General features: G+C 46.2%; 19 protein-coding genes. 13 read left to right on the top strand and 6 right to left on the bottom strand.

Features of this window, described 5'->3' with window-relative positions; genetic code table 11:
- The first annotated feature begins 5 nt into the window (after positions 1–5).
- The 6 genes from UL82_RS10310 to moaC all read left to right on the top strand — a co-directional run bounded on the left by UL82_RS10310 (position 6) and on the right by moaC (position 5,753).
- On the top strand, positions 6–1,352 hold the full coding sequence (locus tag UL82_RS10310; RefSeq protein ID WP_046440905.1) for an MFS transporter: 1,347 nt from the start codon (positions 6–8) through the stop codon (positions 1,350–1,352).
- Positions 1,349–2,740 carry an MFS transporter gene (locus UL82_RS10305; RefSeq protein WP_046440904.1) on the top strand — a complete coding sequence of 464 codons (1,392 nt, stop codon included), beginning with the start codon at positions 1,349–1,351 and terminating at the stop codon, positions 2,738–2,740. The genes UL82_RS10310 and UL82_RS10305 overlap by 4 nt, the downstream gene beginning before the upstream one ends.
- A 16-nt stretch (positions 2,741–2,756) precedes the next feature.
- The gene (locus UL82_RS10300; protein ID WP_046440902.1) at positions 2,757–3,176 is read left to right on the top strand and encodes a molybdenum cofactor biosynthesis protein MoaE; all 420 of its coding nucleotides are present in this window, start codon (positions 2,757–2,759) and stop codon (positions 3,174–3,176) included.
- Positions 3,167–3,901, top strand: coding sequence for a HesA/MoeB/ThiF family protein (locus tag UL82_RS10295; RefSeq protein ID WP_158407838.1), 735 nt, complete (start codon positions 3,167–3,169; stop codon positions 3,899–3,901). Before UL82_RS10300 ends, UL82_RS10295 begins: the two co-directional genes overlap by 10 nt.
- 38 nt (positions 3,902–3,939) lie before the next feature.
- A complete protein-coding gene (locus UL82_RS10290; protein WP_083966478.1) occupies positions 3,940–5,214 on the top strand; it encodes a molybdopterin molybdotransferase MoeA in 1,275 nt (424 codons plus the stop codon).
- A 71-nt stretch (positions 5,215–5,285) separates the two neighbouring features.
- On the top strand, positions 5,286–5,753 hold the full coding sequence (gene moaC / locus UL82_RS10285) for a cyclic pyranopterin monophosphate synthase MoaC (protein ID WP_046440896.1): 468 nt from the start codon (positions 5,286–5,288) through the stop codon (positions 5,751–5,753).
- 90 nt (positions 5,754–5,843) lie between these two features.
- Here the strand turns inward: moaC and UL82_RS10280 are convergent, their stop codons facing one another.
- Complete coding sequence (locus UL82_RS10280; protein ID WP_046440894.1) at positions 5,844–6,362, bottom strand: MogA/MoaB family molybdenum cofactor biosynthesis protein; 519 nt, start codon at positions 6,360–6,362, stop codon at positions 5,844–5,846.
- A gap of 63 nt (positions 6,363–6,425) precedes the next feature.
- Between UL82_RS10280 and UL82_RS10275 the strand changes: the two genes are divergently transcribed.
- The 6 genes from UL82_RS10275 to UL82_RS10250 all read left to right on the top strand — a co-directional run bounded on the left by UL82_RS10275 (position 6,426) and on the right by UL82_RS10250 (position 11,863).
- Positions 6,426–6,830, top strand: coding sequence for a TOBE domain-containing protein (locus tag UL82_RS10275; RefSeq protein WP_046440892.1), 405 nt, complete (start codon positions 6,426–6,428; stop codon positions 6,828–6,830).
- Complete coding sequence (modA, locus tag UL82_RS10270) at positions 6,830–7,558, top strand: molybdate ABC transporter substrate-binding protein (protein ID WP_046440890.1); 729 nt, start codon at positions 6,830–6,832, stop codon at positions 7,556–7,558. The genes UL82_RS10275 and modA overlap by 1 nt, the downstream gene beginning before the upstream one ends.
- Positions 7,559–7,571: 13 nt before the next feature.
- On the top strand, positions 7,572–8,342 hold the full coding sequence (locus UL82_RS10265; protein ID WP_046440887.1) for an ABC transporter permease: 771 nt from the start codon (positions 7,572–7,574) through the stop codon (positions 8,340–8,342).
- Entirely contained in the window at positions 8,332–9,399 is a 1,068-nt protein-coding gene (locus UL82_RS10260) for a sulfate/molybdate ABC transporter ATP-binding protein (protein ID WP_052735969.1), read from the top strand. The genes UL82_RS10265 and UL82_RS10260 overlap by 11 nt, the downstream gene beginning before the upstream one ends.
- Positions 9,400–9,536: 137 nt before the next feature.
- A complete protein-coding gene (locus UL82_RS10255; RefSeq protein WP_046441548.1) occupies positions 9,537–10,931 on the top strand; it encodes a GntP family permease in 1,395 nt (464 codons plus the stop codon).
- 590 nt (positions 10,932–11,521) lie between these two features.
- A complete protein-coding gene (locus UL82_RS10250; RefSeq protein ID WP_046440885.1) occupies positions 11,522–11,863 on the top strand; it encodes a hypothetical protein in 342 nt (113 codons plus the stop codon).
- 271 nt (positions 11,864–12,134) lie between these two features.
- Here the strand turns inward: UL82_RS10250 and UL82_RS10245 are convergent, their stop codons facing one another.
- The 4 genes from UL82_RS10245 to UL82_RS10230 all read right to left on the bottom strand — a co-directional run bounded on the left by UL82_RS10245 (position 12,135) and on the right by UL82_RS10230 (position 16,045).
- Positions 12,135–12,617, bottom strand: coding sequence for a gluconokinase (locus tag UL82_RS10245; RefSeq protein ID WP_126317131.1), 483 nt, complete (start codon positions 12,615–12,617; stop codon positions 12,135–12,137).
- 24 nt (positions 12,618–12,641) lie between these two features.
- Complete coding sequence (locus tag UL82_RS10240; RefSeq protein ID WP_046440882.1) at positions 12,642–13,637, bottom strand: zinc-binding dehydrogenase; 996 nt, start codon at positions 13,635–13,637, stop codon at positions 12,642–12,644.
- A 45-nt stretch (positions 13,638–13,682) separates the two neighbouring features.
- Positions 13,683–14,450: an SDR family oxidoreductase gene (locus UL82_RS10235; RefSeq protein WP_046441546.1), complete on the bottom strand. Its 768-nt coding sequence runs from the start codon at positions 14,448–14,450 to the stop codon at positions 13,683–13,685.
- A gap of 155 nt (positions 14,451–14,605) precedes the next feature.
- Positions 14,606–16,045, bottom strand: a complete 1,440-nt coding sequence (locus UL82_RS10230) for an NAD-dependent succinate-semialdehyde dehydrogenase (RefSeq protein WP_083966476.1) — start codon at positions 16,043–16,045, stop codon at positions 14,606–14,608.
- A 256-nt stretch (positions 16,046–16,301) separates the two neighbouring features.
- On the opposite strand from UL82_RS10230, the gene UL82_RS10225 reads away from it, so the two are divergent.
- Positions 16,302–17,522 carry a threonine/serine exporter family protein gene (locus UL82_RS10225; RefSeq protein WP_126317132.1) on the top strand — a complete coding sequence of 407 codons (1,221 nt, stop codon included), beginning with the start codon at positions 16,302–16,304 and terminating at the stop codon, positions 17,520–17,522.
- Between the two features lie 74 nt (positions 17,523–17,596).
- On the opposite strand, the gene UL82_RS10220 is transcribed toward UL82_RS10225, so the two are convergent.
- On the bottom strand, positions 17,597–19,876 hold the full coding sequence (locus UL82_RS10220; protein WP_052735967.1) for an ExeM/NucH family extracellular endonuclease: 2,280 nt from the start codon (positions 19,874–19,876) through the stop codon (positions 17,597–17,599).
- Positions 19,877–19,925 lie beyond the last annotated feature (49 nt).

Raw genomic sequence — 19,925 nt, 5'->3', positions numbered from 1 at the left:
TTTTGATGAGTAAATTAATTGAGGTCGCTCCTATCCATGACACTGGAAAAGGTGCCGGCCGTGTGATGACGATGTCTACAATCGCCTTTACGTGTATTTTTGCCGTATGGCTGATGTTCGGCATCTTAGGTGTGCCCATTCAAAAAGAAATGGGACTCACCGATGGCCAACTAAGTTGGATCGCCGCTCTTGCCGCGCTTAACGGTTCTTTGTGGCGGTTACCTGCTGGTATTATCACCGATCGTATTGGTGGACGTAAGGTAACACTGTTTATTGTTTTTGCTTGTGCTATCCCTACCTATTTAGTGTCGCTCAGCAATAGCTACACAATGGTGCTGATTTTGGCATTCTTTGTTGGTTTTGCCGGCAATCTTTTTAGTGTAGGAACTGCCTGGAACTCGGCTTGGTATTCGAAGAATCGACAGGGTCTAGCACTGGGCGTTTTTGGTGCTGGCAATGTAGGTGCATCAGTAACTAAATTTATTGGTCCACCATTGATTGCAGCCACTGCCGGTTCTACCTATTTTTTAGGAATTCAAGGTGGCTGGCGGTTAATTCCGGTCATTTATGCGGTCTTGTTGATCGTCATTGGTATCGCTACCTATTTTGTTGTTCCACGCGTTGATCGCGCGCCGGGTAAAACAAAATCTGTTATCGAAATGCTTCAGCCATTACGCTATATGCAGGTATGGCGATTCTCTTTGTACTACGTGGCAGTTTTCGGTGCTTATGTGGCACTTTCGGCATGGCTACCAAAGTACTATGTGGATAACTTCCATATTGATTTAACTAAAGCTGGTCTGCTGACCGCTACGTTTATTTTCCCGGCTTCACTACTTCGTCCACTTGGTGGTTGGATGAGTGATAAATGGGGTGCACGCAAAGCTATGTATCTTTCTTTAGGTTTGATGCTATTAAGCAGCGGCATTCTTATGATGCCTAATGGTTTTCTCACGGTAGTTAATTCAGATGGCTCCACTAGTGAACACTTGCACTATTCAATTCAACTTCCCTTGTTTGTATTCTTAGTATTTTTACTTGGTTGCGCCATGGGTATTGGCAAAGCAGCAGTGTATAAGCATATTCCAGAGTACTTCCCAGATAATGTGGGTTCAGTCGGTGGTCTTGTTGGCATGCTCGGTGGATTAGGCGGATTTTTCCTACCACCACTATTTGCTTACTCCAAGAGCTGGACAGGTATGCCAAGTAGTACCTTCTTAGTTATTTTTATTCTTACCGCAATTTGTGCCATTTGGATGCAAGTTAGTATTCACCGCATGCTTGCCAAAGCAACACCCCAATATGACGGCAAAATTGATACCGTTCCTACTAACAACATGGAGAAAGCATGAGTACCAAACTTGCTACTGATGGTGACTGGCTACGGAGCTGGGATCCAGAAGATGAAAAAAGCTGGGATAAATCTCTTGCTTGGAATACGCTTGCTGTTACCACAGTAAGTTTGACCCTATGCTTTGTGGCGTGGTTTTTACCAAGCGCTATCGTCCCAAAAATGGGTGGCCTAGGCTACCAATTTACCTCTAGCCAGCTATATTGGCTTGCCGCTATGCCCGGTCTATCCGGTGGTTTGCTGCGCTTAATGTGGATGGTTTTACCACCTATAATGGGCACTCGTAAAATGGTCTCGCTGACTACTGCCCTACTGTTACTTCCTATGTTGGGGTGGGGTTTCGCTATTCAAAGTCTGAATACTCCGTATTGGGTATTCCTTTTGCTAGCGTTTCTTGCCGGTATTGGCGGCGGCGCTTTCTCTGGCTTTATGCCTTCTACCTCTTTCTTCTTCCCGAAGCGCATGTCCGGCACGGCACTGGGTATTCAAGCCGGCGTAGGTAATTTTGGTGTTTCCTTTGTACAGCTGCTTACCCCATGGCTTATTGGCTTTAGTATGTTTGGCCTATTTGGTGCCTCGCAAACCTTTAACTTCCCTGGCCGTGAGGCACGAGAAGTGTGGTACCAAACAGTTGCCTTCATTTATGTTCCCATTATTATTGCGGTAGCAATTTGGGCATATATCGTACTTCGATCAGTTCCAATCAAGGCTAATGTACGTCAGCAGTTCGATATCTTCGGTAACCAAGATACTTGGTGGATGACTCTCCTTTATATCTTGACCTTTGGTACGTTTTCTGGCCTTTCTGCTCAGTTCGGTTTGTTAATGAGTAACCTTTATGGTCAAGGTAACGCTGCTATCGTTAGTGGTTCTGGTAGTTCTGCTCAGGTACTTATCGACGGCTACTCGCTACCAGATCCAGTTAAATATGTATTCCTTGGCCCACTTATTGGCGCTGGCGCTCGCGTGCTATTTTCACCTTTGACTGACCGCATGGGTGGAGCTATTTGGACGCTTATTTCTAGCGTGGGTATTCTCGGATCGATCATTTATACCATCCCGGCACTTACTCCGGATCTTTCTTCAGCGGAAACGCTCAAGAGTGATTTCAATCATTTCCTCTGGGGAATGCTGTTGATCTTCCTTTTTGCTGGTATTGGTAATGCTTCCACGTTCAAGCAGATGCCTATGATTTTTGAAAAACGCCAAGCAGGTGGTGTGATTGGTTGGACATCGGCTATCGCAGCATTTGGTCCATTCCTATTTGGTATTGGTCTGTCCATTATGTCGAGCACTGTATTCTTCGCAATCGGTGCTGTATGGTCCGTACTTTGTATCATTATCACTTGGTTACGTTACGCTCGTCGAAACGCTCCTAAACCAAGTTAAGGTATTAGTTTTACTAATGAATCAAAGTTTTTCATATATCACCGACAGTGATATTGACGTTAGTGCACTAAGCGCGGCTGTTGAGGATGCTCGCGCTGGTGCACTCGTTACTTTCGCTGGCATAGTTCGCAACCATGACCACGGGAAATCCGTGAGCAGTATCGAGTATGTCTCGCACCCCTCGGCAGAAGAAACAATGCGCGAGTTAGTTGCTGAGTTTGCTTCTCGCGAAGATATTCATGCGATCGTTGCACAGCATCGCATTGGCACACTTGAAATTGGTGGGATCGCACTTTATGTTGCTGTTTCTACTTCGCACCGTAAAGAAGCATTTGAGTACTGCCACGAATTTGTCGATAAGGTTAAGCAATCCCTGCCCATTTGGAAAAAACAATTTTTCCCTGATGGTAGCTATGAATGGTCGTTATGTCCCTAAGTGAAATTCAGCAAGAACGGTATCAACGAAATATCAGCATCCCTGGACTCGGTGAAGCTGGTCAAGAAAAATTACTCGCCGCATCGGTATTGGTTATTGGTGCTGGCGGATTAGGCTCTGCGGCACTTCCTTACCTAGCCAGTGCCGGGGTTGGTCGTATCGGTGTAGTCGATGGCGATGAGGTTGAGCTAAAAAATATGCAGCGGCAAGTGCTGCATACTGAGATTGGTCGAAATAAAGCAGAATCAGCTGCTGAGCGGTTATGCCTTATTAACTCCGATATAAAAGTTGAGGTTTATCCGGAGTACCTAACCTTTGATCGTTGTGTAGAACTATTTCCACAATACGATCTCATACTTGATTGTTGTGATACCTTTGGCGCAAAGATGATGATCTCTGATGCTGCCCAGCACGTTAACGCGGTTCTAGTATGGGCATCAGCGGTATCTATGCAAGGACAATGCTCAGTATTTGGTCTTCCTGATGCTTATGGCGATGCGCTGTATTTACGTGATCTCATTCCGGAAGAACCAGACGCAAGTGATTATCCTTTAGCGGTTAATGTTGGCGTTCTAGGCGCTATGGTGGGACAAGTAGGCACCATGCAGGCAACCGAAGCATTAAAAATACTGGGTGGTTTTGGACAGCCTCTGGTCGGTCGAGTCATGCTCTTGGATGCACTTACTTCTCGGTGGGATGTTATTCCACTGCGGAAAGCTTACTAAGTCTTAGCAGCCATAATAAGCACAGTTATGGGAGGAATATGATGCTAACTGTTGAAGAGTATCTCCAAAAAGTTCTTAGTCTTGGAGCACAGCTACCAGCACAGAAACTGCCCATTGCGGCTGGTATTGGTGGCATCCTTGCTGAAGATTTAACGGCACGGTTTCCAGTACCACCTTTTGATAATTCAGCTATGGATGGTTTTGCTGTGCGGGCTGCAGATATAGCCACTGCTGGCAATGATGACACGGATCCGTGCGCCGGTGGTTCTGCACCTAGCAGCAATCAAACAGTAGTGTTAAAAGTTGTTGGTGATATTCCAGCAGGAGCCCAGCAGGTACCTAGTATTGGTGCAGGTGAATGTGCTCGAATTATGACTGGTGCGCCACTTCCTCCCGGAAGCGATTCTGTGGTACCAGTGGAATTAACCGATCACACGGCTGGGAAAAACGAAGTACCGCAAACGGTGACCATATATGATTCGGTAACACACGGAAAGCACGTACGTCGTAAAGCAGAAAATTGTGCGGTGGGAGAAAAAGTACTGCCGGCGGGGTTACTGTGGACCCCAGCGGCAGCTTCTTCGGCGGCATCTTTAGGCTATGCAGAAGTATCACTTATTCCTCGGCCACGAGTAGCAGTGCTTGCTACTGGATCGGAACTCGTAGCGCCTGGTCAACCATTAGGGTTCGGCCAAATTCCAGATTCAAACTCCATTTTAGTCACTGAGTTGTGCAAACAATTTGGTGCGGAAGTTATTATGGCGGAAGCAGTTTCAGATGATCCAAAACTTTTTAGTAGTGCACTATGTCGCGCCGCCGAAGCTGACATTGTTGTGACCACCGGTGGAGTTTCCGCGGGAGCATATGAAGTTGTTCGCCAAGTAACTGAAGGAGAAGTTCAGTTCACCAAGGTTGCCATGCAACCAGGCAAACCACAGGCATGTGGCACGATACAAGCAGCAGATAGCCGGAAAATTCCGCTTTTAGGTTTACCCGGAAACCCGGTAAGCGCCTATATTTCAGCATGGCTTTTTGTTCGCCCACTTATCGAATTGTGTGCGGGGCGAAAAACTGACTTAGAGTTGGAAGAAGTGGTAGTCGAGGTAGGGTGGCGAGGAGCTAAAAAGCGACGCCAATATATTCCAGTAATTGTAGAAAATAAGTGGGTTCGACCGGCACATCGCTTGGGTTCTGGTTCGCATTTGGTGGCATCGTTAGCATTAAGCAATGCAATAGCGATTATCCCGGCAGAAGTAGCAGAGATTAGTCCTGGAGAAACCGTGCAGATTTTTCGCACGGATAGATTTTCTTAATACTAATAAATGATGTGCTCGTCTAGCGAGTGAAAAAGCGTCGATAGGCAGATAGAAAGAGATAGCTAAATATGGAATTTACGCACCTCAACACATGTGGTGAAGCCCGAATGGTAGATGTTACTGCTAAGCAACCAACCGTTCGCACAGCAGTAGCCCAAGCACTCGTGGCTGTTTCACCAACAGTTGTTGCGGCACTGAGAAATGGCACAGTCCCTAAAGGTGATGTATTAGCAGTAGCACGGGTAGCAGGTATTGCCGCAGCTAAGAAAGTTCCTGACTTGCTTCCCTTAGCGCATGTGATCGGAGTACACGGAGTTACTATTGATCTAGAAATTATCGACGAGGGTGTTTCTATTACAGCTACCGTGCGCACAGCAGACCGTACCGGAGTAGAAATGGAAGCTCTGACAGCGGTAACAGTGGCTTCGCTAGCGGTTGTTGATATGGTCAAAGGCGTTGATCGGTCTGCCGAAATTCAATGCGCCAAAATTATTGCGAAAAGTGGTGGTCGTTCAGGAGACTGGCGACGACAATAGGCTGAAAAATAAAAACGAAAAACTGCCTGGTTGGAGGTAAAAATTAACCAGGCAGTTTTTGCTTAAAACAACTAGTTTTATGCCGTTGATTTAGTTTCCTGGTTCAATGGGATCCATGGGGTGATCGACACCATCGAGTTGTTCCACAATGTGTTCTAGTAGTGGACCAACGACGGCAATAGTATCGCGAGCACCACCGCGTGATCCTGGGGCATTAATAATAACTGCTGTTAACGCATTTTCACGTTGAATAACACCGGCAACTCCACGCGAAAGTAGAGCGCGGGGTTCTTTTTCACTACCAAAACGACGCACGCCTTCCATAATTCCTGGAATTTCATAAGTAATAAGCTCTTTTGTGACTTCAGTGGTGAGGTCAGTAGGGCTGATACCAGTACCTCCAGTAGTAATAATAATTCGATTACCCGCTGTCACAGCATTATGGATAGCTTGGCTAATAAGTTGTTTATCATCGGGAACTATTGTTGCTTCAGCGACGCTAAACCCAAGCTCAGCTAATGCTTCCCGCAAGATTGGTCCGGATCGATCCTCATAAATATTGGCAGCGGCTCGATCAGAGCAGGTGATAACGGATGCAGAATAAGACATATTTTTAGTATACGCCTTATAAAATGGCAATAAATCCGCTTTTTCAACATATAATGTTATTTCATGACGTATTTGCGGATTTCGCAGGCTGCTGCCTTGCTAGGGGTTAGCGACGATACTTTACGCCGATGGATTGATGCGGGTCGGATTAGTGCCAGCCACGATGATTCAGGACGTGCGGTCATAAATAACAAAGACCTTGCTCAACTTGCTGTCGAATTAGCTGATGATCAACTCGAAATTTTTAGTCCGAAAGATTCTTTAAAATCTGCGCGTAATAGCTTGACTGGAATTGTGACAAAAGTTATTTCCGACAAGGTAATGAGCCAGGTTGAGATGCAGTGCGGCCGCTACCGTTTGGTATCACTAATTTCTACCGAAGCAGTCCAGGAACTAGGAATTGAAGTTGGTTCGGTATCAACTGCGGTGGTTAAGGCAACTAATGTTTCTATTGAAAGATCAAAATAATGAAAAAAGTCCTTGTAGCTTTGATTTCTTCTGTAGCTATTTTTGCTGCTGCATGTAGCAGTTCCTCGCAGAATACGGCAGAACAAGAAGTGCCACCAGTAGTTTTTGCTGCTGCATCTCTCAATAAAATTCTCCCAGAAATAAGTAGCGAAGCAGAATATTCCTTTGATGGTTCTTCTGGTTTGGTAGATCAGTTGGTTGGCGGCGCACCAGCCGATGTATTCCTTTCTGCTGATAAGAAAAATATGGATCGTGCCGTTAGCGAGGGAGTAATTGACGGTGATCCAGTTATGTTTGCTACTAACTACCTAGTACTAGTTACTCCTGTTGATAATCCAGCAGGCATTACCGGATTTGATGCCAGCTTGGCAGGAACAAAACTTGTAGTCTGCCAAGTCGAAGTACCCTGTGGTCAGGCGACAGCTCGGGTTGCTGAAAAAGCCGGCATGACTTTGACTCCGGTCAGTGAAGAAACAAAGGTCACCGATGTTTTAGGAAAGGTGCTATCTGGGGAAGCTGATGCGGGTTTGGTTTATGCCACTGATGCCGCCGGTAAAGATGTACTTACTATGGAAATTCCGGGAGCATCTGATGACCCTAATACTTATTGGGCAGCAGTTGTCAAAGATGGTAAGAATCCAGTAGCTGCACAAGAATATATCGACAAACTTACTCATCAATGGCAGCCGCAGCTTGCCGAAGCAGGCTTTGGCGCACCGATTAAGTAACTGTTTTTCAACAATGATTAATTACCCTCGCTGGACACTTATCTTTTCTAGTATCGGATTTATTGTGCTCGCCGTGCCATTGGCGGGCATGCTTATTCAGGCTCAGTGGACGCAGTTTCCGATGTTGTTAGCCTCGCGACGTTCCATTGACGCGATTGTATTGAGCCTAGTTACCTGCTCCATTTCGACAATATTGGTATTAATTATTGGTGTTCCTTTGTCGTTAGTGCTTGCTCGTTCAACCGGGAAATGGGTGACCTGGGCACGGACACTTATTACTATCCCGATGGTTTTGCCACCGGTAGTGGCAGGTTTAGCCCTTTTAACGACACTTGGTCGACGAGGATTAATAGGTAGTTCATTATCAGCGATTGGTATTGAACTTAGTTTCACTACCTGCGCGGTGATTGTGGCACAAACTTTTGTGGCATTGCCTTTTTTGGTGGTTTCCCTAGAAGGCGCATTGCGTACCCAGGGTATGGATTATGAGCGAGCCGCTGCGTCTTTGGGAGCCTCACCCTCGCGCATTTTTTGGCAGATTACTGTGCCTATTTCGGCTCCAGCAATTGCCTCGGGTACCGCATTATCTTTTGCGAGAGCGCTTGGTGAGTTCGGGGCAACCTTAACTTTCGCCGGTTCCCTTCAGGGAAAAACACGAACTTTGCCATTAGAGATTTATCTTCTGCGCGAAACTGATACAGATTTAGCAATTGCCTTATCCGTAGTTCTTTTAGCAGTTGCTGCCATTATTGTTGCTTTATCGGGGAGGCTGCGTGGCCGCTAGGTTGCACATCGACGCTCAACTGCAAGCGCGCAATTTTGATCTTACTTTCAATATTGATCAGGGGGAAACACTTGCAGTTGTAGGTAGCAATGGCGCCGGTAAATCTACATTAATCCAGCTCATCGCTGGAATTTTAATGCCAGATTCTGGTTCGTTGCTTATCGACGGAAAAGAACTTTTAGGCAATAGCCCAGTTTTAGTGCATCACCGAAAAATTGGCTACCTTAGCCAAAAGCCATTGTTATTTCCGCATCTTAATGTAATTGATAATGTTGCCTTTGGCGCGCGTGCACAAGGTTTAAGCAGATCAGAGTCTTATCAGCGTGCTGAGGAAGAATTAGAATTAGTTGGTTGTGGGCATCTTAAATTGCGTCGTGTTCAGCAACTGTCTGGTGGCCAAGCCCAACGGGTTGCTATTGCTCGTGTATTGGTTACTGATCCTGCGGTTTTACTACTTGATGAACCCTTTGCAGCTTTAGACGCAACGGTTTCTCCAGAGTTACGTGGGTTGATGCAGCAACGGTTCAAAGAGAGAACCGTTGTTATTGTTACCCACGACTTCCTTGATCTAGTGGCGTTAGCCGATAAGGTCATTGAAATTAAAAACGGCCATATTGTTGCTTCTGGACAAGTAGAAACCATTATCCGTCATCCACCAACCGCTTTTCTGGCTAAATTTGTTGGGCTTAATTTAGTTCCAGCATATTTTTCCAATGGAGAGCTACTAGTTGATGGCACCTTTTTTGCCATAGAAGATGCACAGCTACAAGACAAACTTAATATGCAATCATCTACGCCGGTACACATAGTTTTTCCCCCAACCGCAATACAGCTTTATCCAGTTGATTTAGCTACCGATATACCTGTGGAAGATAAAAGAACTTTAGCAACTGTAGTTGCTATTGAAGACCGTGGCTTAGCGCATCGAGTGACACTTTCTTGTGTAGGACAATCGCTTATCGCTGATATAACCCCTCACCAATTAAAAGAGTTTAATCTTGCCGTAGAAACAAAGGTGCTGATAAACGTCGACAAGCCAGTGATATATCAACCCTGATTTTCCCTAAAACGTGTCTTATCGCTCACACCTGTGCAAATACCAAGTTCTCAGAGCACTGTTGTGTAGATTCAAAGGGGGAAATGTGCCGGTATTCGGCAGTAGTTCACCTTTTTAAGAAGGGAAAATACATGGACATGTCTACCTGGGAGCCTACGCTTGGTGCGGCTCCACTATTAGCAATCGCGGCAGCAGCGGTGGCAGTAATTCTGCTGCTGATTATTTACTTCAAGGCGCACGCCTTTGTCACCCTGATTGTGGTTTCCGTGCTTACCGCACTTGCTGCGGGTATTCCGCTTTCTGGTGTTGTGGCTACCTTGACTTCTGGCTTTGGTTCTACCTTGGCATCGGTTGCTTTGTTGGTGGGGCTAGGGGCTATGATTGGTCGCTTAGTTGAGCAATCTGGGGGAGCAAAAACGCTTGCTGATGCGTTAGTGAACCGTTTTGGCGAAGATAAAGCACCTTTTGCACTCGGTGTGGCTTCGTTGCTCATGGGTTTCCCGATCTTTTTTGATGCTGGTCTGATTGTGATGCTGCCAGTTATTTTTGCGGTAGCACGACGCCTTAATGGTCCGGTACTTACCTATGGTATTCCCGCAGCCGGTGCATTTTCGGTTATGCACATTTATCTACCACCGCATCCAGGACCGGTAGCTGCTTCGGGATTTTTCCACGCTGATATTGGCTTAGTGCTGCTTTTTGGCCTGATTGTGGCTATTCCTACCTGGTATGTTTCTGGTTACCGGTTAGGTTTATATTTAGGCGGAAAATATAATTTTAAAGTTTCGGATATGCTCAATGGTCCGCAACTAAACGAAGATGAGTTGCCCAAGAATCCGGCTAGCCCAGCACAGGTGATCGCTATTTTGCTGCTGCCACTGGTGCTTATTTTTGGTAATACTGGGTTAACCACCTTGGCAGCTAACGAGACTATTGCGAAAGATAGTAGTTGGTATAGTTTCTTTGTTTTCCTTGGCCAAACTCCCATTGCCTTGCTTATTACCCTGTTGGTGGCCATCATTGTGCTCGGTATTAGGCGTGGTGTAGATCGATCGGTTATCGAGAAAACTTTAGAATCCTCGCTGGCGCCAATCTGTTCGGTTATTTTAATTACTGGTGCTGGTGGTATGTTCGGCGGCGTGCTACGTACCTCAGGCATTGGCGATGCACTGGCTGCTGCTATGGATGGGCTAGGAATTCCGGTGATTTTTGCTTGCTATCTTATTGCTGTAGTGCTGCGCTTAGCTCAGGGTTCGGCTACAGTTGCTTTGACTACAGCTGCCGCGTTGATGGTTCCCGCGGTAGAAGCCGGTGGTTACTCTGAGATGCAATTAGCGCTGATTGTTTTAGCAACTGCCGCTGGTTCTGTATTTGGTAGCCATGTTAATGATTCTGGTTTCTGGTTGGTTGGTCGGCTTATGGATATGGATGTTCCTACTACTTTGCGTACCTGGACAGTTAACCAAGTGCTGGTTTCGGCGGTGGGGTTCGCTATTGTGTTAGCACTGTACGGGGTGACTTTCGCTTTATAAAAAGAAGCGTGATGATGTTAAGCATGGGCGTTATCTGGGGTTTTTACTTGTAACGAAAAGTTTATTTGGTTGGTGTGTGGCTGTGGAGATGCGCGAACTTTTTTATATTTCGTGTTTTGGTCTCATCTTCGATGAGCGTATGTGTTCATCTCAAACAACGGTCGAATACGAGCTGGATTATTGTTGGTTGGTCAGGGAAATATTTTGACTACGAATTAGAAGGTTGGGGGTTTAAATCCCTCCAGGAGAATCACGAAAACACCTAGTAAAAGTTAGTTTTACTAGGTGCTTTCGTATTGTTTTAGGTTTTGCTGCCTATATTCCGGTTGTGGGGAGTCCGATTTATAGGAAGTAGCGCGTGGTTGATAGTGGGGGGGCATATTGTGTTTTTCGGGCAATAATAACTTTAATAGGGGTCTTTTCCCTGGTGGTTCTGTGTGCAAATAGTTATACCAGATTACAAATTTAACCTTTCCTAAGATTTTTCTTAGAAAAACTTTAGTTTTTGTGGAAATTGTTGTAGTGTTTCATAGTGTTCCTACTGGATCGTTTATTTGTTTTCCTATTTTCTGTTAAAGGGGGATTTTCTTGTGAAGATTCGTAAAATCGGCCTAACTATTGCTAGCGCTCTTATGATGGTGGGCTCGGCAGCTGCAATTGCTCCAGCACATGCAGAAACTGTCTCGGATTACACAAAATATTTTACCGGAGAACAATTTGCTTCATGGAAGAGTCGCACTGAAGGTTGCACTAGCTTGTATGGTGAGCAGTATCGTGAAGACTGTGAGTATTACTCCGTAGCGATGGAGTATTATGAGTTTTATTATCAAGAGGGCGATCAGGAAGAATATGAGCGCTATGGGGCTAGGGCAGGTGAGATATGGGGCAAGCTCTTTGACTTAACCTATGGCAAAAATAGCGCTATGGGCTAAAGTAGTATTGGCCTTTTCTGTTTCATTGCTACGCATACTCTTACGATTCTTCATTTTGGGTCGTAAGAGTTTTTGTTGTTTACGCTGGTGGGTATCCATTTTTCTTTACATCTGAAGATATTTATCTTTTAGTTGCGAACAAATACCGAACGGCGTTTATATGTACAGGCAGAAGTGAAAAAACCTTTAGCTTAATAAACAGCATTGCATATCAACTGCAAGTTCCTTAGTGTTTAAAACCAGAGTACGTGCAGTTGATAGTGGAAGTGTTTTAAGAAACTGCAACCTCACGTATCCAGGAAGCTGCCTGCTGAGCGATCTTCTCTGGCGGATCGAGAATATCAAAAACGCGCCCTACTTCATCTGCACTGAGTGCTTCGAGGGTGTCCCATTGTGATTGCAAAAGTGTCGGGGGCATAAAATGCCCTGGTCGGTTATTCATGCGTTGATATAAGGTATCGAAATCGCCGTGGACGTGCACAAATATCACAGTGTTGCAGTGCGAGCGGATAAGATCACGGTAGCTGCGCTTTAATGCGCTACACCCGACGATCGCACCATCGGGTTGCTGGGCAAGCCAGCTGCCAATGCTTTCTAACCAGGGCCAGCGATCTTTATCGTTAAGCGCGATACCTTGTGCCATCTTGTCGATATTTTCTTGTGGGTGCATATCATCGCCATCGCGGTAGTCGATACCCAGTAGCGGGGCAAGTAGTGCGCCTACAGTTGATTTACCGGAGCCAGAAACACCCATAATGACAATATGTTGTGCTGACATTTACCTGCCCACCTTGACGAGCACTTTTCCCGAAAGCTGTGCATTTTTCGCGGTAGCAAAAGCGGTGTGCACCTCGGAAAGATCAAAGGTATGCGTGATGACGGCGTCGAAAAGCTCGTGCTCAGCAAGCAATTGGATAGACTGATTAATTTCGTCATTAAAACGGAATGTACCTTTAAGGGATAACTCTTTTGCTACGAGCGGAGCAAGATTAATACCTACCGGCTGACCTGGTAACATGCCCACCTGCACAACAGTTGCTTGGCGACGAGCCGCCACCAGCGCAGCCGTAGTTGCTGCGGCAACACCGGCGCACTCTAGAACAATATCGAATTCCTCTTCCGGAAGCTGGTCGGTAGAAACATTCACCGTGGTTATCTCACCAAGAGCATGAGCACGCTCAAGTGGTTCATCGAAAATATCGCTAAGCCATACTTGTTGTGCACCTTTAACTAGTGCGGCGGCGGCAGCTAATTGGCCAATAGGTCCAGCTCCAGAAACCAATACTTTCTTGCCATTGAGGTTTCCAGCAAGAGTGATCGCATGTAGTGCAACACTTAACGGTTCTACGAGAGCTGCGCGTCGAATATCTAAGGTAGCGGGTAAAACGTGCACTTGATCTTTACGTACCAGAATTCTTTCTACCATGGCGCCTTGGGTATGTGGCCAGGTGGAGGCGGAACCAAAATATGCACCGTGTGGCCAAATATGCGGCTGATCTTCTAGACCAGGTTGGCAGGTACCAAAAGTGGCGGGGTGAATGGTCACCGGAGTTCCGTCGTCAAGGTAACCACTCATTTCATGTCCAGGAATAAGTGGTTCGCGTAATTCAAATGCGCCTACCTGGCCGTCATAATAATAGTGCAAGTCAGAGCCGCAAATTCCTACATAAGAGACATTAATAGCAACCATATCCTCATTGCTATGGGCGCTAGGCAGGTCAGGGACATCGGTGACCACAAGTTCGTTTTTCTTAAGGATCAGCGCTGCTTTCACTATCTCTTCTTTCGGTACGAGGTTTTATCGACGTCTAGCTCAGGTTTAGACCACGGCGGTCATGCCACCATCAACAGCTAGATTCTGTCCGGTAATAAAAGACGATGCATCTGAGGCTAAGAAAACAAGTGGGCCAATGAGCTCGTTCGGATTACCCCAGCGACCGGCTGGGGTACGGTTGGCTACCCAGGCGCTGAATTCAGGATCGTCGACAAGCGCTTTATTCATATCTGTATCGAAATAACCTGGTGAAATAGTATTAACCTGGATATTATCTTTGGATAATTCCGCTGCCAGCCCCTGAGCGAACATGGCTACTCCACCTTTGGTCGCACAATAAGGCGCAATAGTAGCCCGGCCAAGACGCGATTGCACCGAACCGATCATAATAATTTTGCCACTACCGCGTTGTTGCATCGCCGCCGCAATCGGCCGAGTAACATGGAAAACCCCAGAAAGATTGGTGCCAACAATATCGCGCCAATCGGCATCGCTAAATTGTGCAATGGGGTTGCGACGCTGAATCCCAGCATTATTGACCAAAATATCTGGGGTACCAAACTGATCTAATAACTGTGCCATCGCCTCTGCTGTTGCTTCTGGATTATCTACCCGAAAGCCAACACTGCCATGTGCTCCTAACACCGCCGCCTGTTGTTGGGCAGTTTCTGGGTTGGAACCATGGATAATAACCTTCGCCCCATGAGCAATAAGACCCGCGGCTAAAGTAGCGCCCAAACCCCTCGTCGAACCAGTAACAAATGCCAGTTTACCTGCAATATTAAAGTGATTGTCAGGGTGATAGTTAGACATGAAGTTAAGCGTACCAGCATCAAAAATCATTAGTGCCCAGTATCATGTGGTACGTACTACACCTAATAATAGTTACGTGTCGACGAGGCACTTAACTACACTTCCTACCGCGCCGGGCGCTTAGTATGAGCTACCCGGCGCAGCACCATAGTGACCTAGAGGCTGATGTATTTGGTGTCTAAATATTCCAGTATTCCTTCTTGGCCGCCTTCTCGACCAAAACCAGATTCTTTGATGCCACCAAAAGGTGCGGCAGCATCAGAAATAGCACCTTTATTAATACCCACCATGCCAGCTGTTAACGCAGTAGCTAAGTGGTGTGCAGTATGCACATTCTCGCTAAAACCATAAGCAGCTAGACCATAAGCGGTATCATTAGCTAACTTAATTCCCTGCTCAAGCGTACTAAAAGTAGTAATGGTGGCAACGGGGCCAAAGATTTCTTCGTTAAAAATCCGTGATCTAGTGCTTACATTATCGAGTACTGTTGCCGGATAGAAGAAACCTTTACCCGACGCAACAGTGCCACCACAACGGATAATCGCACCATCATCTACCGACTGTGTTACCAGTTCAGCCACCTGATCACGTTGTTTTTGTGAGATCAAAGGACCCAATTGAATATTGCTATCGAGACCGTTGCCTAGGGTTATTGCTTGCATTTTAGCTACTAACCGGGCACTAAAATCTGCTGCGATTGATTCATGGACAAGAAAACGATTAGCTGCAATACATGCTTGGCCACCATTGCGCATTTTCGCCTGCATAGCACATTCTAAGACCAGATCAAGATCGGCATCGTGGTGAATAAGAAATGGCGCATTACCACCTAGCTCCATCGAGGTACGCACCAAATTACGCGCTGAAAGTTCCACGAGGGTTTTACCTACCGCAGTAGAACCAGTAAAGGTAAGTTTGCGCAATCGAGAATCGTTAAGCAAAGTGGCAGAAAAATTGGTTGCATCTGTGGTGGGAAGAATATGAATCAGGTCGGTAGGTGCATTGGCTTCTGCCAACACTGACTTTATTATTTTTCCGGCCAACAGCATTGTTAGTGGCGTGAGTTGGGCGGGTTTAATCAATATTGGACAGCCAGCCGCTAGTGCCGGGGCAATTTTGCGTGCAGCCATGGCTAGCGGGAAGTTCCATGGGGTAATTGCTAACACCACACCTACCGGTTGATGCGTTACGACGATGTGTCCCCCACCCGCAGGCGCTGGGGTAATACGCCCCGGAATCCGAACTGCCTCTTCGGCAAACCAGCGGAAGTATTCATTGGCATAGTCTACTTCCCCACCGGCTTCGGCAAGTGGTTTACCCATTTCCAAGGTCATTGTGCGGGCGAAATCATCGCGCCGGGCGGCGATACGAGAATAGATTGTGCGCAATATTTCGCTTTTTTCTCGGGGTGAAAACTCAGCCCATTTACTTTGTGCTGCGTGAGCGCGCGCTAAAGCTGAAAGCCACTGAGTCGAATCAGTATCGCAGACCTGGGCAATGACTTCTTCGGTAGCGGGATTAATAACCTCAAAAAACTTATCAACACCGTCATGCCGAGTAGGAATATCAGTTGGTAGGTAAGTAGAAAGAAGCATGGAGATCCTTTTCTTCGTAGTAAATGCCGGTTATTTCTAGTGTGACACATCTTGCTTGAGCCGGTAGTGAATGTATTTTCACTATCTGGAACTATTCGATATGTGAAGACTCGTCGATAAGCAAAAATGAGTTAGCAGAAGTGATAAGAGGCATATTTATCTAGCTCATATGTGTGTTTCTCTGTTATGCCTTAAAGGATAAAATTATTGTCGCACCAAGGAATATGAAATGGATTCGCTGGCTGATTATCGGCGTATGGGCATTGAGGCGGATGTAGTTTTACGCCTTGGAATGATGTTGATGGGAGCCGGTACCTCGGGTTATCGGGTGTTACGCGCTATGAAGCGTACTGCACGCGCAGTTGGTTTTGATCAGCTCGATGCAGTGGTAGGCGTTACTCAAATTACCGTTACTTTTCACCGAGGTGAGCATTTTCGCACTATAGTCGCCCAGCAAAACCCACCCACGGTGGATGCTTCCCGAATTGAAGCGCTCGAAGATCTCACCCACAATCGTCTGTATTACGGGATTAGTGCCTATGAGCTTACGACGTTGCTTGATGAAATCGAACATAATGTGCGCAAGCGATGGAATATTGGGGTGCTTTGTTTGGCAGCAGCTTTCGCCTGTGCAGCTTTTGCCTTATTGAACTTTTTCCCCTGGAATTTTGCTATTATCGTCGGTATTTCTGCTGCTTGTGGACAATTGGTACGTGGGTTATTGCATCGTTGCCACATTAACCAATTAGGCTGCATTGTGATGGCTGGGCTTAGTGCATCCTTGAGTTATTTTCTGCTTGCTCCAGAGTCCTATGCTCCTGGTTATATTGCTGCCGTCCTCTTTTTGATCCCCGGTTTTCCACTTTTCTCTGCACTTATTGACCTCGCCCGCTTTGATCTTGATGCAGGTATTAGTCGGCTAGTGTACTCACTGACTATCATTGGCGTAGCTGCATTTACCGTTGCCCTTATTAGCTGGGGTACCGGGTTAAGTCCGGATCTGCCGCCCCAAGAAAGCAATTTAAACTGGTATTTAGTTGCTGCCGGAGCAAGTTTTGTTGGTATCGCTGGTTTTGCTTTTTTGTTTAATTCTTCGCGACGAATGGTTCTCGTGGCTGCTTTAGTAGGAACCATAGCGAATATGGCGCGTTTGGGCATTATTGTCTTAGGTGCAACTGACTATGTGGCAGCATTTGCTGGTGGTTTAATTGTGGGATTACTTGGTGCGGTAGTTGCTCGGTGGACATCCTTGCCACGAATTACTACTACTGTTCCGGCTGCGGTGATTATGATTCCCGGAACCGCAATTTTTAGATCGGTCTATTACTTTACTACTGGGCAAATGGATCAAGCGCTTTCTTTTGCCAGTACCGCAATGATGTTCATTGTAGCCATTGGTTGCGGCTTGGTGGCTGCTCGAATGTTTAGCGATCGAGATTGGACGATTGGCCGCCATATTGATTTTAGTCGTCGATAAGTAGGGTTAATGAACACCCACCTTAGTTTTGGAGAGAAAATAAGGTGGGCGAAAGAGCATTAAAAAATAGAATCTTAGCTACTTAAACGATTGAGCATGTCCTTAAAGCCGGGGAAAAGCATATTAGCCAGGAAAGCAATAACACCACTGATCAGCGCAGTTGCGGAAAGAACCGCCAAAATTGTCTTCCATACGCCAGGCTTGGCACTTGAGGAATCATCAGGGTCTTGTGGCTGAGACTGTTTTTCAAAGAGGTCAAAACCAACCTTGATTGGATCGTGGTCGGAAGAACGGAACACATTGTCCTGGTAGAAATCCACGGCATTGAAATTACGCAGTGCATATTCAAATGCAACCGGTTCATCGGAGTTAATATCCCACACCTCAGCACCACGCACAAGCTTCATCGCAGCCTCATTGCCTAACGCATGATCGAGCGAACCTAGCCGACCACTAAACTGATAAGAAATACCAGCGTCATATTTCTCAGCAATATTACTAAAACCAGCTTTTTCGATGGTGGTTACTGCATCTTCGCGACTATAAGAATTAAGGTCACCTAAAATAAAGACCGGCGAATTATTCCATTCAGTATGTGATTTCAGATGTTTGATTAATGCCTCGGATTGCTTACGACGAACAGTGGCATTATTGCCCTGACCATCGCCGGTGTCCTGGTCATTATCAATAACTGAACCCTTGGACTTGAAGTGGTTAACTACTACAACAAAACGTGCCTTTTCATCTTTAATTGCCGAAAATTCCTGTGCTAATGGTTGACGAGCTTTGCCGGTAAAGGCATCATCATTAAAGATATGAGACTGACCTACTGGTTTAATGGTGGCGGGATTATAAATAAAGGCGACCCGGATAAGATCTTCGTTATCGCCACGAGTTTCTGGTGAAGCAACATATGCCCACCGCTGTGAACCAGCCGCTGCATTAAGCGCATCAACTAAGTTCTTGAGTGCATAATCACGATCACCTGATCCAGTGGTTTCAGTGTTTTCAATTTCTTCGAGACCTAACACATCAACATTAAGTCGGTTGATTGCGGCAACAATTTTACGCTGCTGATCTGCAAATGCGTTGTGGGTATGTGCACCGCGTACCGCAGAACACTTTGCCGTGACTGGGTTGCCGTGGCGATCATTATTCGATTTACACCCTTTAGTCTCGCCCAAGGTGGTGAAGTAATTGAGCACATTGAAGCTAGCAAGTGAATATTGACCAGCAACATTATCGACTCTACCTAGTTCTGCCTCACGTGATTCTGTCCAGGTAATGGGCAAATCAACCCCAGCGGTATTACCGGTAATCGGCGTAGTTGGCTGGAAATTCCACTGGTCAAAACGATAATCCACAATTACTGGGTGCTGGAAACTTACTGGATCACCGGTACGCAATGATTTAATAACGGTGGCATTATCTTGTGCGATATAAGGCAAGGGGGTGTTTTTATCGCTGTACAAGTAGTTAACGCCGCGTCCGTCATCAAGCGTAAATTGTTCAGCAGCTTGCTGAGCCATGATCTCGGCAGCTTTTCGCCCTGGTGCAATAAAGTCAGTGGCTTGACGATACGCGGAATCTCCTAGGGCAAGACCAATAGTGCCGTATGTATTTAAGGTGTAGTTACTAGTAACTGTATGAGCACCAGTAGGTTGTACCAGCATACCTTCATACGCTTCTCGAATATCACCGGCAGGAATATTGGTTACCTGGATCGGTACCACTGGTTCAAAGGCAGTATCGCTTATGGTAACCACGGGGTTGTTAAGCTGGGTGAGCTCTTTAAATTCGACGACCTGTCCACGCACTATGACAGAATCCCCAACTTTAGGCATTGTTTTTAGTTTTTTCTCATTCTTTCCCAGGTAAACATACAGCCCATCGGAAGCATCACCGCTGTGCTTTTCCGTTTTACCGGTTCCGGGTGTTTGGATATAAAAGCCACGGAAACCACCTTCTGGATAAGCCGCAGTCACAATACCTTGGGTGGTTACTTGTTGTTTGAGCAGCGGACTTTCTGCACTGGTTCCTTGAATTTCAGCAATAGGGGTGATGCTGGAATCTGGGTGAGCAGCATTTGCTGTCTTAGTCTCATCTTTTTCTGCTTCCTCAGAACCATCAGGATCATCGGGTGGCGGTGAGTCTATGTCTTCGCTGAAATCCGGGACATAATCGGGATCATCCGTGTTGTCTGTTATTTTCTCAAGCTGGCTGTCTGTGACAACTGTACTGGTATCAGAAGGAGTTGCCTGCGCTACAGGAGCAAATCCGGTAGCTATAAGGCTGCTTACCAGAATAGGAAGAGTTACTCTTTTTAACCGGACATAGAGATACTTGTTATGCATAATTCTCCATAAAAATGTGTGAGAAAAAGGAACTCATTTACCATTACTC

This window comes from Corynebacterium kutscheri, from assembly GCF_000980835.1.
Classification (GTDB): domain Bacteria; phylum Actinomycetota; class Actinomycetes; order Mycobacteriales; family Mycobacteriaceae; genus Corynebacterium; species Corynebacterium kutscheri.
This window is presented reverse-complemented; position numbering and strand designations above follow the sequence as displayed.

Bases quoted from the DNA above. Each gene is read 5' to 3' on its own strand.
- UL82_RS10230 (WP_083966476.1), bottom strand. From the start codon at position 16,045: ATGCTTCTTTCTACTTACCTACCAACTGATATTCCTACTCGGCATGAC.
- UL82_RS10300 (WP_046440902.1), top strand. From the start codon at position 2,757: ATGAATCAAAGTTTTTCATATATCACCGACAGTGATATTGACGTTAGT.
- moaC (WP_046440896.1), top strand. From the start codon at position 5,286: ATGGAATTTACGCACCTCAACACATGTGGTGAAGCCCGAATGGTAGAT.
- UL82_RS10225 (WP_126317132.1), top strand. From the start codon at position 16,302: ATGGGCATTGAGGCGGATGTAGTTTTACGCCTTGGAATGATGTTGATG.
- UL82_RS10310 (WP_046440905.1), top strand. From the start codon at position 6: ATGAGTAAATTAATTGAGGTCGCTCCTATCCATGACACTGGAAAAGGT.
- modA (WP_046440890.1), top strand. From the start codon at position 6,830: ATGAAAAAAGTCCTTGTAGCTTTGATTTCTTCTGTAGCTATTTTTGCT.
- UL82_RS10265 (WP_046440887.1), top strand. From the start codon at position 7,572: ATGATTAATTACCCTCGCTGGACACTTATCTTTTCTAGTATCGGATTT.
- UL82_RS10290 (WP_083966478.1), top strand. From the start codon at position 3,940: ATGATGCTAACTGTTGAAGAGTATCTCCAAAAAGTTCTTAGTCTTGGA.
- UL82_RS10280 (WP_046440894.1), bottom strand. From the start codon at position 6,362: ATGTCTTATTCTGCATCCGTTATCACCTGCTCTGATCGAGCCGCTGCC.
- UL82_RS10220 (WP_052735967.1), bottom strand. From the start codon at position 19,876: ATGCATAACAAGTATCTCTATGTCCGGTTAAAAAGAGTAACTCTTCCT.
- UL82_RS10305 (WP_046440904.1), top strand. From the start codon at position 1,349: ATGAGTACCAAACTTGCTACTGATGGTGACTGGCTACGGAGCTGGGAT.
- UL82_RS10245 (WP_126317131.1), bottom strand. From the start codon at position 12,617: ATGGGTGTTTCTGGCTCCGGTAAATCAACTGTAGGCGCACTACTTGCC.
- UL82_RS10255 (WP_046441548.1), top strand. From the start codon at position 9,537: ATGTCTACCTGGGAGCCTACGCTTGGTGCGGCTCCACTATTAGCAATC.
- UL82_RS10275 (WP_046440892.1), top strand. From the start codon at position 6,426: ATGACGTATTTGCGGATTTCGCAGGCTGCTGCCTTGCTAGGGGTTAGC.
- UL82_RS10235 (WP_046441546.1), bottom strand. From the start codon at position 14,450: ATGTCTAACTATCACCCTGACAATCACTTTAATATTGCAGGTAAACTG.
- UL82_RS10295 (WP_158407838.1), top strand. From the start codon at position 3,167: ATGTCCCTAAGTGAAATTCAGCAAGAACGGTATCAACGAAATATCAGC.